Source organism: Polyangium sorediatum (assembly GCF_029946465.1).
GTDB classification, from domain to species: Bacteria; Myxococcota_A; Polyangia; order Polyangiales; family Polyangiaceae; genus Polyangium; species Polyangium fumosum.
In genome coordinates, this window is sequence record NZ_JARZHI010000040.1 from 30622 (window position 1) to 46065 (window position 15444).

Below are 15444 nucleotides of genomic sequence, written 5' to 3' on the forward strand. Positions count from 1 at the left end.
GCCCGAGATCGGTAACCGGAAATCGACACGGAGGCGTTCGAGGGGCTCAGCATGAACATGCTCCGAAGTGCGGCTTGCTTCGTACTTCTATCCTTGACCGGCAGGATGTTGGTCGGACAACCTGCCGCTTACCCAGGCTCTCCAACTCTCCGGGGATCCGTACGTAGGGGTCAGGGCAATGAATATCCTCCTTTCGTTGTTGCGCGAGGCATTCTTTCTGCGTGGCGCGTGGTCGTCGTCGTGGCGTCCGTCCCGGGTCTGCCTGGTCCTGCTCCTCGCCTTCGGGCTCGTCTTGTCGGCGCCGCCTGCGCTGGGACAGGCGTGCAAGCGCAAGACGCCGATCCATTACATCGGCATGTGCATGCACCCGCACGGGCCGACGCACAACGAATGGACCTACGATTTCTCGGGCAACCCTGTGTTTGGCCCCGCGGCCCGACAGCTCGTCGCCTGCCACGACGTCTTGCCTCTCTTCGTCTTCGATCCACGCGCCGATCTGAAGAATCGTGGATTGATTCCCCTCCAGTTCCACGACAAGGCGGGGGCTTGCGAGCCGCCGCCTCCGCCCAAGCCGAAGCCCGTGCCTCCGCCCGCGCCCGCAAAGAAGGAGGATCCGCCACCGAAGGAGAAGGCGGACGGCAACGAGGGCGGCGGCGGCAAAGGTGGGAGCGGCAAGGGCGAGGGCGGCGGGAGCGAAAACGGGAGCGGTGGCAATGGCGGGAGCGACCCGGACAGCGTCGAGGAGCGGGTGGAGAAGCATCGTATTCGTCGCGAGGACCCGCCGCGGAAGGAGGCGGCTTCCGGAGGCTCGCGCTCGAAGGATATGGTTTTGCCGAAGGAGGGGGTCCTCAGCAAGGAGGGCGTCTTGCCCTCGCGTGACGAGGTACATCCGCCGAAATGCGTCGACGAATCGTGCACGTTGGTCGATCGGGGAGGGGCGCTGCCGGAGCTTCAGCGCCGGGATGGGCGAGCGCTCGTGAGCGCGGTCCCGTGCGCGCAGACGAAGGAGGGATGCAAGGGCGAAGGAAAGGGCAACGGCGACGAGAAGGAGGAGGAGGAGACGGACTTCGACAAACTCGCCCAGCAGCTCGCCCTCGTGGCGGGGCTCGCGGAGGACCCGAGCCACGACCTCCACCGCAAGGACGGCAAGAAGCACGGCATCGTGGGCGGGGAGGACCCGGATGGGTTCAACCACCCAGCGCTCCAAGCAGCCGTCGCCTTCTTGCAGCTCTCGGCCCTTGCAAAGGCGCAGGTCACGGCATTCGAGGCGCAGATGAAGGCGGCGGGGAAAAAGAACCTGCCGGTCCTGATCCAAAAGACGGAGGAACTCAGCAAAGAAGCGATCGAGTACCTGCGGAAGAAGTACGGAAAGAAGAAGCTCGCCGGCTCGCTGGCGGACATGCAGGTCATCGGGCCGTACGAAACCATGAGCCAGTTCACGGACGGGCTGAACGGGATCTACGAAGCGCATCACATCCTGGAGGAGGCGATGGCGCGGAAGTTTGGGATCACGAAGGAGCTTGACAAGTTACCGTCGGTGATCTTGGAGAACGCGGAGCACAAGCGGTTCTCGGGTCGACTCCGTGATGCAAGAAAGGCTCTGGCTGACGCGCGGGTGAAGCTGACTCCAGGCAAGCTGTGGACGATCTATGAGGAAGTATATGCGGATCATCCGCGCTGGTTGGCAGCGATCAAGCCGTACTTCGGCAGCAAGTAGGGTGTCGTTACGGCAGGGAGCATGAGCGATGATAACTGTAGCGAAGATCTGGTTTGATGGGTTGGCTCTGCTGGGCGATCCACGGGCTGTCCTCGAATCCATCGGCTGCGGGCCGGACGTCGCAAAGATCGCCGATGCCCCGGTCGGGGAGCGGGTGGACGTGTGGGTCACCCTCGACGTAACGGACGAGCGACTCTCCAAACTTCTGGCGCTCCTCCAGGAGCGCGGCGCCAAATGGCGGGATATTCGCTCCGACCGCTTCGCCGAAGAGGAGATCGAAGCGGCGCCGCTGCTCACTATGTGGTTCAACTTCGACGACACGGTCTTCGGTGGGCCGCGGATGGGCACGACCTACGACATGTCCGAAGCCTGCAAGCGCTGCGGCGCCGGCGCCCGGCAGACGTCCGCGATGATCATCGACGGCCAAGACCTCCACAACCTCGAAGGCCGGCGCGCCGCCGCGACCCCGTACGACGACATGCTCGTCGATGAGAAGCTGGCAAAGGTGCTCGCGGAGAGCGGCGCGACCGGAATCTCGTTCCGGGGCGTGTTCGTGGCATTCGCGAAGAGGGGCCACATGCAGCTTCCATGGCGGCAGCTCTGCGCAGCGCACACGATGCCGCCGATGTCGCCACGCTCGACCGCGATCAAACCTTACAATCCATGCTCTTGCAGGCGGACCGGCTTTGAAACGCCCTGGGAGATCCCCGTCCGCGTCGTCTACCGCGCGTCCGATCTCGCGGATATCCACGACGTGAACGTGACCTGGGAGTGGTTCGGCGACACGCACTACGAAGGTGACGTGAGCGACGCCCTCTTCGCGTCCCCCTGGTTCCTCGTCACCCCCAAGGTCCGCCGGATCTTCCTCGATGCAGGCGTCACCGACTTCAGTTGGCGTCCCATCTACGTCGTCGACGAATAGGCCCGGAGCCCTGCGGGCCCGTCCCGCCCGGCCCCCTTACGACCCACCTCCCTCAATCGATCTGCAAATGCCAGCGCGGATGCGCCGACTCTTCGAGCAGCGCCACGCCCGGCGAAGGACGCGCCCGTCCGCATTCGGGCGTTTCGCCTTGGAACTGCGCGCGGCTCTCGGCTGTCTGGGCGCTCCACTCGCAGGGCTCGTCGTCGTGCTCTCGCCCCTCTGGGTGCGCGACGCAAAGCGATGGCTCGACGTGGCAGAGCCGTCATCGTCGCTTGGCAAGCTCGCGGCGCACCTTCGCCACCTCGCGCGCGGGCATCTTGCGGAACAGCTCTGCAGCGCGTGCCCACTCATCGTCCTCCGGGAACGTCAGCAGGTAGAGCGGCGAAAGCCCGAGCGCGTGCGCGATGCGGAAGATCGTCGGCACCGTGATCGCCGCGAGGCCGTGCTCGATGCTCGACAGGTGGCCCTTCGAAAACTTGGCCGCGTCGGCGACATCGCCGAGGGACAGGCCGCGTTCGAGGCGTAGAGCACGGAGACGCTCGCCGACCTTCGCGGCGTGCGGTTCGGGGATGGTCCTTCTGGGCATGGCGGAGGTGCATCTACCATGGCCCCTTCACGAGGACAAACCCTGTTGGCGAGAGGACCACTGCGGGATCTCGTCCGCGCGTTCGTGCTTCGTCGGCACGACAAACCACGACGCACGTACGTGCGTGGTGCTGACGAGGTCCTTCCGTTCGCGCTCCCCGCGAACGGAAGCGCTCGCCGCTTGCAGCGCGCTCGACGCGTGACGCATGGTCAGGGTGGTTCTGCTGGATGTCGCAGCCATCGGGGCTCTCGGCGTGTGCCACGGCACTACCCTTCAAGCCCACGACGCCTTCGCGCTCCCGCCAGGCACGAGGGAGCCCAGGAGGTTGCATGACCGCCCCTTCCCTCCCCCCTCGCCTTTCGTAAACCATCTCTGCTGTCCCTCCCCGCCATCCGCTCCCCATCAGAACCCCGTCTCACCTCCCCTTCCCTCGCCCCTCCTCGTTTGTAAATCATCTTTCATCTCTGCCTCCCTCCTGCGTCCCATCTTGTAAACCATCTTTCATCCTCCTTACACTCCACCGTCCCTCTCCTCAAATCCTGTTCTGAACGTGCCTTCCCTTCCCCGAACCCCTTGTGCCTCCGGCAAAGATCCCTGTACAGTCCCCCACACTTTATCACTCGAATTTCACCGGAGCCCCCTTCATGGCCGACCCTGATCTCCAAAAAGCCTACGAAAAGCACCTGCTTGCGGCGAAGGCCCTCCCCGCCTCCGAGGTCCTCCCCTATCGCCTCGACCCGGATCTCGCCCTCGTGAACATTACGACCGGCATGAAGGTCATTTACGATCACCAGGCCGTGATCCCCGCCCACTTGCCCCATATCGACCTCGCCTCCCTGCTCGCCCTCCGAGAGCTCGCCCACGCCACGAAGTATGCCGCCCTCGCAGCCGAACAAGAGGCGCCGAGCGAATCGCTCGTCCAGGCGAAGCTTTCCCTTGCGCGGGACCTGCGTGGGAAACTCCTGTCCGTCGCCAAGGGGCTCGCCGAGAATGGGATCGTCCCCCAGGCCGAGGTCGACGCCATCGCCGCCGGACGCGGCCTGCGCGATCGCGCAGAGGATTGCGTCTCCCTCGCCTCCCTCTTTCGCAAACACGCCGCGGCCATCAGCGGCAAACAGCCCATCACCGACGCGCAAATCAACGAGACCGCCGAGGTCGGCTCCTGGCTCGTCGCGAACCTTCGGCCGGCGGACGCCCCGCCCAAACCCTCGACGGGTCCGACCGAGGCCGTGGAGATCCGCAACCGGTTCGCGACCTTGCTCGTACGCGCCCACGCACGCCTTCAGGTCGTCGCCCACTATTTCCACGAGGAGGATTGGGAAGAACACGCGCCCGCCCTCGGCTCCAGGCGGGTCAAGCGGCAAAGCGGCGATACGAAAGAGAACACGGCCACGCCGCAGGCAGGTTAACGCGACGCGTAGGCGGCAGGACGGCGGCCGCGGCTTCCGCATTCGGAAATGGATGGTACGCGCGAAAACGTGTACATCCATAACCCATGTCCCTCGACGTACGCGACAAGACGGTCGTCCTCACCGGCACCTTCTCGAAGTTGAAGCGCGCCGAGGCGGAGAAAAAGCTCGCGGCGCTCGGCGCCAAGATCGGCGGCAGCGTCGGCAAATCCACGCACATCCTCTTCGCGGGCGAGAAGGCTGGCAGCAAAATCAACGCCGCCGGCCGCCTCGGCGTCACCGTCCTCGGCGAGGACGAGCTGATGGCGCTGCTCGCCGGGAAGAGCAAAAAACCGGCAAAGGCGCGCGCTGCGGTGTCGGGGTTTTCGGCGCTCGATCCGAAGGCACCCGGGCCGGCGCTCGCCGCCGCGATCGAGGCGCTGCCGTGGGACGACTTCGAGGCGGACCGCGATCTGCCGGCGCTGCGCGAGGTCTTGTACGCCCACGAGGCCACGCACGGGATCACGGCAGCCCACCGGGCCGCGACGGCGCGCCTCCGGCCGCAGGCGACGCTGGGGCATGCACACGGGCACGACGTCGAGGTCAGCGAATGCGACCTCTCGCCCGACGGGCGTTTCCTCGCCACTGGCTCGTGGGTCGGCGACGATTACGATCGCGGCGGCGTCTTGCAGATCTGGGACGTGCGCGCCGGGCGCTGCGTGAACATGCTGCGCGTGCGCGGCGGGGTCGGCTGGCCCGATTATGGCGGATGTATTCAATGGCGCCCCGACGGCAAGCGCGTCGGCCTCGCGTTCGATACGAATGGGGTCGGCAGCTTCGACCCGTTCGGCAAGTCCGGCGAGCCCGATTCGTGCGCCTACGTGACCGACGGATGGAACCGGCCGCCGTCGTGGGCGTGGTCGTCGAACAACCGCGACGTCTACATCGCCTGCTGGGGCCCGAACATGGCGCTCGGGGCGATCGTGCCGCTCGTCGGCCGGCGGCCGCAGCCGCGCTGGTGCGAATCGATCGGCCGCAACGACCCGAACGACCCGAACGCCGAGCCACGCCTTCAGCCGATGAGCGGCATCGATTGGTCACACCCCGATCGCATCATCGGCTCCAGCGGGCAGTCGCAGGTCTTCGCCCTCGACGCGAAGACCGGGAAGATCTCGTGGAAGCAAAAGGCGCATCCGCCCGTCTCGTTCTCGCCCGACGGCAGCGAATTCGCGATGCACCCGGCCGGCATCGTCTATTACGACGCGCGGACAGGATTGCCCAATGGGAAGCTGCCGATGCACGTCGGCGCCGGGTCGTTGATGTACACGCGCGACGGCGCGCGGCTCGCCGCGATCGTGCAACCGGAGAACAAGTGGGGCGCCGATCCGGGGATCTTCGTTTACGATCGCGGCACGTATCGGTATAGCCCCGACGTGCCGGCGCCGCGGAGCGACGACGAGACGTACGGCTTCTCGTGGCGCCCCGACGGCCACGCGGCGGCAATCTCGGCGGGCGGGCGGCTGCAAGTGTGGGAGCTCGGCGAGACGCCGGCGCGCGTGCTCGATATCGCCGAGCCGAGCGGCGGCGTGTCCTACGGGGACGGCGTGCTCGTCAGCCTCACGTCGAAGGGGCTGGCCTTCTTGCGTGATCACGACGGGGCGGAGATCGGTCGGTTCCGCCCGGCGGTCGAGGCGAGCGGCGAGAGCCCGCTTTTGGTGGGCGGCGACGATTTCGGATCGACCTGGGATTGGAACCCGGCGTTCCCGCTCGACCACGAGCGGGTGGCCGCAGCGTTGCCCGAAGGTGTGGTGATCGGGCCCCCCGACGCGAGCGCCAGCGTGGCCGAGGTCGACGCCAAGATCGCGTGGGTCATCGATCACAAATGGGCGTGGCCGTGGCGCTGGGGCGAGGCGAAGGTGTGGCCGGACGCGGCGGCAGCGGCGGCCGATCCTGCGGCGCCGGCTTCGTTCAAGCGCAAGTTCGGCAAGAAGGGCACGGCGCCCGCGCGGACGCCGAAGTCGAAATGGCCGATGGAAGGGGGCTCGATCGACGACATCGCGGCGCTCGTCGAGGAGGCCGTCAAGAAGTTCGAGAACCCCCACTTCGAAGCCGATTACCGGCGAACCTTGGCCGAGCGGACGATGGCGCTCGGCCTGTTCGATCGCGCCGCGGCGGCGCTCGACGGCACCGGCGGCTGGTCGGCCTGGAAGAACCCGTGGTTTGCGGCCCTGGCCCGCGCCGAGGCCGTGGTGGCCGCGCTCGCGTGGCGCAAGGGCCCACCGCTGACCGACACGCAGACGGCCGCGCTGCGCCGCTGGCTCGGCGAGGCCGAGAAGCTCTTGACGAAAAAGGAAGCCAAGCAGCGGAACCCATTGCCGGCGCAGGCGATGATGGGCGCGGGCTGGGTGCTGCTCGGTGAGACGGCCCGCGGCGAGAAGCTCCTTTCGTTGGCGATCGCCAACGTCGATCCCGAGGACAACCCGGGCGAGAATCGCCGCGTGGTCGCCGAAGCGCTCTGCGCGGTCGGACGGATCCGCGAGGCCATCGACATGCTCGCCGACGGCGAAGAAAAACCGTCGTGGACCGAGACGAGGCCCGCCTTCTCGGCCATCTGCCCGCGCGCGTCGACGGAGGAGTTATCGCACCTCGTTTCGCGGATGAAGGCGCGCGACGCGCACAACGAATTCGAGCTGCTCGACCGCGGGCTCACGCGGCTCCTCGCGCAGAAGGCGTGGGACGAGGCGAACGCGTGGATCGGCGAATTCGACGGGCTCTCGACCACCCGGGCGCGCCTCCGGCTCGTCACGGAAATGGTGGCCGCCGGCGAGGTGGCGCGCGCCGAAGCGGCGATCGCCAAGGAGCTCGTGCCGAAATACGCGAGCTGCGCGGAGTTCTTGCTGGGGCTCGCGCGCGTGGCGCCGGAGCGGGCCGAAAAGCACCTCCCGACGATCGTCAAGGCGGCGCCGAAGCTGCGCAAGCAATGGAACCGCGATTTTTTGCGGCACCTCGCCGCCGCCGCGGCGACGCTCGGGCGGCTCGACGTGGCGACGAAGCTCGAAAAGGTCGGGCCCACGGAGCCCGAGAAACACGAGGTGCGTGTGGGCGTGCTCGACGCGCTCGACCCGACGCATCCGGAATGGAACGACTGGTTCACGCGCGCCCGCGAGGTCATGCCCGAGGACCGCAAGTCGGTCCAGCGCATGGCAGGGATCGCGTCGCGCGGCGGGCTCGTGGAGGTCAGCGCCGCGCTCTTGGACCAGGCGATCGAGGCGGCGCGCGGCGAGGGGTATCCGGACATCGCGCTCCAGGATGTCGTTTCGGTGATGGCCGAGGCCGGCGACCTCGCCGGGGCGCATCGCGCGTTCATGGCGATCAGCAAGGGCATGCGCTCCTATCGCAACGGTCCGCTGCTGTCCGCCGCCGGGGCGCGCGGATTGTGGGCGGCGGTGCTCGATGTCTTGCGGCAGATGCCCCCGGACATCAATGGCGCGCCGCAGCGCGGGCTCTCGATTTTGCTGGCGGCGAGCGATCGCGACGGGTTCTAATCTCAAGCACCGTTCAAAGTTCGACCCCTGAGCGCCCCCGCTCTGTCCCCCGAGGGACGGGCACCGGAGGGTTGCGAAGACTTGTGCCCATCGCAACAACCTCTTGACATTTTGCGCGAGGCGGGGCGATGCTGAAGGCCCTCATCGATCGGGATCGACGATGAGGTGGGGGATTACGCGGGGGGACACGACGGGGGGATACGAGCGGGCTCGCGCTGCGTTCGCAGCGGCATCTCGGCAGCAGCGCTTTCCAGGCATCCGTGCGACGCGCACGAAGAAAGGCGAGAACCATCGTGAGAATCGCGGTGATCAATACCGGGGGTACGATTAGCTGTGTCGGCAACCCCCTGGGGCCCATGACGGCGAGCGACTTCGCTTCAGCGTGCGAAACGATCATGAACCCGATCCTTCTCCAGAAGTTCCCGGGGCTCAGCATCGATTACATCACGGACCTCGTGTTCCCGGAGTCCAAGTCCGGGACGCTGGACAGCACGAACCTGCAGCCGACGGATTGGTGCCTGCTCGGCGCGTACATCTTGAACCATTACGCCGACTACGACGGGTGGGTGGTCCTGCACGGCACCGACAGCATGGACTTCACCGGCACGGCGCTGCCCTTCCTGCTCTCGTGCTTCGACGCGCGGGGCGTGGCGACCGCCGCGCTGAGCAAGCCGATCGTGATCACCGGCTCGCAGGTCCCGATGTTCTATCAGGACCCGACGACGAAGGCGCTCTCGCTGAACTACAACACGGACGCGTTTCAGAACTTCTGCGGCGCGGTCGCGTCCGCGCAGACCGGCATCCCCGAAGTGTGCGTCTATTTCGACAGCAACTTGTTCCGTGGGAGCCGGGTGCTGAAGACGAACGCCAGCGAGTTCGACGCGTTCTCCTCGCCGAACTACCCGGCCCTTGGGCAATACGGCGTCGCGTTCACCTTGCATGCCGACAACGTACAGCCTCCGCCCGTCAGCTTCGCCGTCAGCCTCGACAACACGACGGCGCGATCCGCGGCGATCGCGCAGCTCGCCGACATCCAGGCGTGCATCAACGCGTTCCCGGTCATGCAGTTCAATGCGTTTCCGGGTTGGTACAACACCAGCAATTCCACGGCCATCCTGGCCAACTTGATCACCGCTTGTGTGGGTCAGGGGATCAAGGCGTTGATCCTCGAATCGTACGGCGAAGGGAATTTTCCGTCGGGCAACCCCGACACGCCGAGCGCCGGGGCCATTTACAAGGCCCTCGACCAGGCAAACGAGGCGGGCGTCGTCATCCTGGATTGCACGCAGGTGATCCGCGGGGTGGTGAACGACAGCGCCTACGCGGCCGGCGCGTGGTTGCCCGCCGTGGGCGCGCTCAGCCCGGCGGACATGACGCCGACGGCGGCCTTCGCGAAGGTGATGGTCCTCCTCGCCGCCGCCAAGCACAACGGATGGTCCCTCGCCGACGTGAAACAATTGACGCAGCTCGATCTGCTCGGGGAGATGATGAGCGTGAGCCGGCTCGACAGCCGATCCAATGCCGCGCTCCTGGCGGGCCAATCGATCTCGGCGCTCGACGGCAGCGCCACGCTGAGCAACGACCCGGCGCGTGGGCCGATCCTGACGACGAGCACGGGCGCTGTCCTGTGGACCGCGCTTTCGAGTCCACCGCCCGACGAAATGCCGGGGCGCCTCGTCATGCAGGACGACGGGAACCTCGTCTTTTACGGCAGGTACAACGGCGCGTTGTGGGCCACGAACACCGGCGACGCACGCGGCGCGTCGTCCTTGTTGATCCTCGGCGGATCGACGAGCGACGAGAGCTTGTACCTGCAGGTCTACGACTACTCCGCGAACACGGCCACCATCACCTTGTATCAGCAGGCGAACGCAGACATCGAGAAAGGAAGACCTATGAAATCGTCCTCCACGCCCCGACGTTTCAAGTTCAGCGGCATCGCCGCGCCCGAGGACACGCGCCATCGCATCACGTTTGCCGCGCTCGGCGGGCCGGCGCCCGACGAACACCAGATCGCCCCGACGACCGTCAACGTCACGATCACGAATCCGCCCCCCACGCGGGTCATTGGCGTCCCGCAATACGCGAAGACCGTCCGCGGGATCTCGAACAGCTACAACCCGGCGGGCGATTGTGACGGATCCTTCATGTCGTCCAAGTTCCAGCCGAACAACAACTGTTATGCCTACGGGTGTAACATCGCGACGAACACCTTCCCGCAGCCGGGTCGGGCGAGCGGCAACCTGCTCACGCTGGACACGCTCGACGGCGCCACCGTCGCGGCGTATGCCACGAAGGACGGCCTCATCGAGGTCGGCAAGGACATGGCCTCGCTTTTCGCCTTCGCGTCGAGCCGCAAGGGGACCAAAGGCGCCCTCGACGGCCATTTCGTGGCGCTCATGATCTCGCCGCCGGGGGACGCAAACTGGCCCGGTGATTACCACTGGGCGCGCTGCGACGACAACGTCGAGTTCCGCTCCTGGTCCCAGAAGGACGGGAACGACCAGGTCACGAACTTCGATTTCGCCGGCAACCCGATCCGGGATCCCGCGAAGGCGAACTGGCAGGTCAACCAGGGCCCCATCCAGCCCGACAAGACCGCGCCCGACTACAACCCCAATGACTTGATCGTCGAATACGCGTTCTACTGCTACATGTTCGTGCCAAACGCGGGCGTGAACATCCTCTGACGCCCGACACTGGAAAGACGAGGTGACGCCATGTGTACCATTGGGTGGGTCCGCGTCGAGGGCACGACGCATGTGTTCAAGCAGTGTGATTTGACGCAAAAGACGAAGTTTCTCGAGCCCGACATCGCCGAGGGGATCGCGGGGCGCTACCTCGCCTTCCGGCGCGAGGGGCGCCCGGGGATCTGGTCGGGGGTGAACCAGCGAGGCGTCGGCTTCGTGGCTGCCGACTACTACACGGAACAAGACCCCGGCAGCCCGGACACGCCGCCTTCGTTATGCGCGCGCACGAGCAGCCACGTGGGCGAGAGCAGCCCGGTCGACGCGTTGTTCCGGGCTTACGAGGCGTCCATCGCCGACCACGGCACGAGCGCGGACGCCATCGCATACCTCTCGAATTGGTACTTGACCCAGGGAGATCCGGGCAACCCCGATCCGAGCTTCAAGTCCCCCGACATCGTCCTGATCGCCGATCCCACGCAAGCGATCTTTCTCGAATACTACCCCGGCGACCGGCCGGGCACGGCGAAGGTCCTGACGCTCTCGCCTCGGCAAGGCTGGTTCGTTTCAACGAACCACGCGCGGATGTTCCAGCAAACCGTGAAGTACAGCCAGAATCACAGCACGTACCTTCGGCTCGCCCGCGCCGAGGCCATCCTCGATCGGCAGCCGAGCATCGAGGCCATCAAGGCCGTGCTGCGGGATCAGTACTACGGCGAGACGGAGCTCTCGATTTGCCGCATCGCGGGGCAGCCAGGGCAGTATTTCACGCAGGCCACGTTCATCGGCACGGCGGCCAACGGATCCGTGAGCGCCGACTACCTCCTCAACGGCAATCCGAGGACGAAGTCGTACGAGACGAAGCGGCTCTGAAGCCGAACAGAGCCGCGGGGTGAGCTCGCGGGGCTCGACGGGCTCCTCCGCGAGAACGAGAGGCCCTCGGCCGACGCGCTCGGGCAGATCGACGGGCGGCGACTCCAGGAAGCATTCGGCGACGTACCCGGGCCGTACATTTCCAGGCAGAGCGATACGGGGTACCTCCCGGCCACGACGCCGCGCGTGAGGCTCGCCTACGGTAAAAAATGATGTTTTACCATCAATGCCGTCGCGACGGCCGAACCTTTCATGTAGCGTGGCCTCGGCGATGGGGTTTTGCGGGGAGACAGGCGGGACGCTGCGTGATCGCAGCATCCGGGGGGACCTACCACCGTCCGCATCGAGCGAGCGGTCAAGGGCCACTTGGAGCCCTCTCGTGCACGTACCGCCGCAGCCTCCACGAGGGAGAGGCCAATGACCTGCACCCGCAATCGCGTGTACCCGTGTTTCGTGGTCGCCCTGCTCCTCTGCACGGCGACGCCCGCGATCGCCCAGGGGGACGGAGACGCCGCGACGGGGGGCCAAACCCAAAGCACTCCATCCGCGCAGGATCTTTACACCTCAGCGCAAAAGCTCTTCGATCAAGGCAACTTTGCCGAGGCGCTCATTGGCTTTCGCCACGCCTACAATGCTTCAAGCAGCCCGAACGCGCGCATCATGATAGGCACCTGCCTCGTCGCGCTCGGGAGGACGGCCGAGGCCTACGAAGAAATGTCCGCGACGCTGCGCGAGGCCACGACGCGCGCGGAGACCGAGCCGAAATACGTACGGACCCGCGACGCAGCCGCGAAGCACGTCGCGCTCCTCGAGTCGAAGGTGGGAAAACTCGTCGTCGAGCTCGTGAATCCCGCGGGCGTCGACGTGACGGTCAATGGAACACGTTTACCACCGGACAAACTGGGCGTTCCCATGGCGGTGGACCCCGGGACCCTCGTCGTGACGGCGACCCACACGGACGGGCGCGTCGAGCGGCGAGAGCAAGCGGTCAAGGCGGGCGAGAGCGCGCAGGTGACGGTGGTGTTCCCGGAGCCGCCGCCCAAGAAGGTCGAGCCGACGGCCCCGGTGCGCGTGGAGGCCCCGAAGCCGGCCGGCGACGAGGTCCGGCGGGGCGGCGCCGTGCGGACGGCGGGGATCGCGCTCGCGGGCGTCGGCGTCGCGGGGCTCGTCGTCTTCGGCGTGACGGGGCTCATGGCCCGGAGCCGGTTCGCGACGCTCGAAGACGAGTGCCACGGGGCGCGCTGTACCGATCTGAAATATGCCGACGTCGTCGACAGCGGCACAGCGCTGACGACGGCCGCCAATGTCAGCCTCGCCCTGGGCGCGGCCGGGCTCCTCGGCGGGGGGCTCATGGTCTGGCTCGGCGGGCCGTCGGCCGGTCGCAGCGCTCCACCCTCGGATCCTGCACGCACGCGTTTCGGGTCGCCCGCGGGCCCCGCCGTGGGCGCGGGCTTCACGATGTCCCCGGGGCGCGCGGGCTTTCACTGCACGGTAGCTTTTTAGGAGGGGGAAATGGGTCCGATCCTTGGGCGTGGTCCCGCGTCGTCTCCCCTGCTCGCCGTCGCCGCCGTCGCCGCGGTCTTCGTCGGCGCGTGTAGCTTCGATTGGGAGGGGTACGATCCGCGGCTCGCCCCGAGCGGCGGGACCGGGGCCACGGGTCCCGGATCCGGCGGCGCCGGAGGTGATGCCGGCGCAGGTGGAGCGGGCCTCGGCGGAATGGGCGGCGGCGGCATGGGGGGAGGCATGGGCGGCGGCGGCATGGGCGGCGGCGGCCCGCCTCCGGACGGCCTTCGTTTGCAATACAAGGCGGCCAACACGAAGGCCGACGACATCCAGATCAAGCCGCACTTCAAGATCGTGAACGACACCCAGGACAACGTGCCGCTGAGCGACCTCACGATCCGTTACTGGTTCACGAGGGACGGCGGGGCGAACTTCGTCTACAATTGTGACTTCGCCCCGTTCAACTGCATTTACACGGCGGGGACGTTTGGCGCGGCGACCGGCGTGAAAGCCGACATGTACGTCGAGATATCGTTCCTGCCCGACGCCGGGGTGCTCGTCACCGGCGACACCACCGGGGAGATCCAGGCGCGCCTGCACACGCAGAACTTCACGCCCGTGAACCAGACGAGCGATTACTCGTTCGATCCGACGAAGGTCGACTTCGAGGAATGGACGAAGGTCACGCTCTATTCGAAGGGTGTGCTCGTTTGGGGAAACGAGCCTTGAGGGGAGCACGATGGATCTGCGCGGAGGGCGGTACGAGATCCTGCACTTGATCGCATCGGGCGGAATGGCGACCGTGTACCTCGGGCGCGCCCGCGGCATGGGCGGCTTCGAGCGGCTCGTGGCGGTCAAGACGATGCACGCGCACCTCGCCGACGAGCCCGAGTTCGTCGCGATGTTCCTCGACGAGGCGCGCCTCGCCGCGCAGATCCGCCACCCGAACGTGGTCGGCACGATCGACGTCCAGCAGGACGAGCGGGGCGTCTTCATCGTGATGGAGTACATCGAGGGGGCTTCTTTGCAGCAGCTCCTGCGCTCCCTCCACAAGCAAGGGAACACGCTGCCGCTCGAGATCGCGCTCCGCGTGTTTCTGGACATGCTCGCCGGGCTGCACGCCGCGCACGATCTGACGGACGCGCAGGGCAAACCCCTCCATCTCGTGCATCGCGACGTATCGCCGCAGAATGTCCTCATCGGCGTGGACGGCGTCGCGAGGATCACGGATTTCGGCGTGGCGCGGGCCGAGGCGCGTATCTCGACGACCCACGGCTCGCAGCTCAAGGGCAAAATCGGGTACATGTCGCCCGAGCAGGCGGGGCGATTGCCGGTCGATCGGCGGACGGACGTCTATGCGGCCGCCGTCTTGTTGTGGGAGCTCATGGCGCTGCAGCGGCTCATCCGCGGCGACAGCGAGGCCGAGATGCTCGCGAAGGTCGTGGCGAGCGAGACACCCTCCCCGCGCTCCGTGAACCCCGACGTCCCGGAGGCGCTCGACGCCGTGTGCATGCGCGCGCTCGAGAAAAACCCGGACGATCGATATTCCACGGCGGCCGATTTCGCCGAGGCCCTGGACGAAGCCGCCCGCAGCATGGGAATGAAGATCGCCACGCCGCGCGCCGTGGCGTCGTTCGTCCGGGCGCACGGGGTCCACACCCCGCTGGTCGATTTGCGCGCGAAGAGCAACGCGGAAGGCCAGGCCGCGCAGGTCCCGACGCGCATCGAGAATCCCGTCTCCGGGCGAGCGTCGGCCGCGAGTTTCCCCGACAGGATGAGCTCTCCCGACAGGAAGTCCTCGGAGAGCGCGTCGGCCGTGATCGTGCCTCCGGACGAGACTCGCGGCAAACACATGCGGACGGCGCCGCTCGTGATGGCGAGCGTCGCGGCGGTCGCGCTCGCCGCCGGCGCCTTTTGGATGCTTCGTGCTCCGAGGACCAACGAGGGCGCGCCCGTGGTGTTGTCACAGCCGGTGCCCTCGGTCGATCCGCCGACGATCACGCCGACGCCGAGCATGGTTCTCGCGCCCGCGCCCCCGCCGAGCGCCTCCGCGGCGCCCACGCCGCCCGCGATGGAGTCCGCGCGGGCGGCGCCCTCCGCGTCGAATACGGGAAAGGCCACCGCGACGACGAAGCGTGATCCAAACGCGCCCCCGACGGCGACCGCGCGGCCTTCGAGCGGCGGCCCGATGTATCGCCCCTCGGAGCTTTAGCAGGCTGAAAA

At 67.0% G+C, this 15444-nt stretch carries 10 protein-coding genes; 9 read left to right on the forward strand and 1 reads right to left on the reverse strand.

Translation table 11 applies throughout. The features are described 5' to 3' along the window. The first annotated feature begins 178 nt into the window (after nucleotides 1-178). Both QHF89_RS32640 and QHF89_RS32645 read left to right on the forward strand, forming a co-directional pair. A complete protein-coding gene (locus QHF89_RS32640; RefSeq protein ID WP_136971280.1) occupies nucleotides 179-1717 on the forward strand; it encodes a hypothetical protein in 1539 nt (512 codons plus the stop codon). A gap of 28 nt (nucleotides 1718-1745) precedes the next feature. Next, nucleotides 1746-2639, forward strand: coding sequence for a hypothetical protein (locus QHF89_RS32645; RefSeq protein WP_136971281.1), 894 nt, complete (start codon nucleotides 1746-1748; stop codon nucleotides 2637-2639). 262 nt (nucleotides 2640-2901) lie between these two features. On the opposite strand, the gene QHF89_RS32650 is transcribed toward QHF89_RS32645, so the two are convergent. Continuing rightward, entirely contained in the window at nucleotides 2902-3225 is a 324-nt protein-coding gene (locus QHF89_RS32650; RefSeq protein ID WP_136971282.1) for a helix-turn-helix domain-containing protein, read from the reverse strand. A gap of 644 nt (nucleotides 3226-3869) precedes the next feature. Here QHF89_RS32650 and QHF89_RS32655 point away from each other — a divergent pair. The 7 genes from QHF89_RS32655 (at nucleotide 3870) to QHF89_RS32685 (ending at nucleotide 15433) form a co-directional block, all read left to right on the forward strand. Next, nucleotides 3870-4634, forward strand: a complete 765-nt coding sequence (locus tag QHF89_RS32655) for a hypothetical protein (RefSeq protein WP_136971283.1) — start codon at nucleotides 3870-3872, stop codon at nucleotides 4632-4634. A gap of 86 nt (nucleotides 4635-4720) precedes the next feature. After that, nucleotides 4721-8158: a WD40 repeat domain-containing protein gene (locus QHF89_RS32660; RefSeq protein WP_284721210.1), complete on the forward strand. Its 3438-nt coding sequence runs from the start codon at nucleotides 4721-4723 to the stop codon at nucleotides 8156-8158. Nucleotides 8159-8463: 305 nt separating this feature from the next. Beyond that, on the forward strand, nucleotides 8464-10848 hold the full coding sequence (locus QHF89_RS32665; RefSeq protein WP_284721219.1) for an asparaginase domain-containing protein: 2385 nt from the start codon (nucleotides 8464-8466) through the stop codon (nucleotides 10846-10848). 30 nt (nucleotides 10849-10878) lie between these two features. Further along, the gene (locus tag QHF89_RS32670) at nucleotides 10879-11718 is read left to right on the forward strand and encodes a C45 family peptidase (protein WP_136971285.1); all 840 of its coding nucleotides are present in this window, start codon (nucleotides 10879-10881) and stop codon (nucleotides 11716-11718) included. 417 nt (nucleotides 11719-12135) lie between these two features. Beyond that, the gene (locus tag QHF89_RS32675; RefSeq protein WP_136971286.1) at nucleotides 12136-13221 is read left to right on the forward strand and encodes a CDC27 family protein; all 1086 of its coding nucleotides are present in this window, start codon (nucleotides 12136-12138) and stop codon (nucleotides 13219-13221) included. Between the two features lie 9 nt (nucleotides 13222-13230). After that, the gene (locus QHF89_RS32680) at nucleotides 13231-13950 is read left to right on the forward strand and encodes a cellulose binding domain-containing protein (RefSeq protein WP_284721211.1); all 720 of its coding nucleotides are present in this window, start codon (nucleotides 13231-13233) and stop codon (nucleotides 13948-13950) included. A 10-nt stretch (nucleotides 13951-13960) separates the two neighbouring features. Then, nucleotides 13961-15433, forward strand: a complete 1473-nt coding sequence (locus QHF89_RS32685; RefSeq protein ID WP_136971288.1) for a serine/threonine-protein kinase — start codon at nucleotides 13961-13963, stop codon at nucleotides 15431-15433. Nucleotides 15434-15444 lie beyond the last annotated feature (11 nt).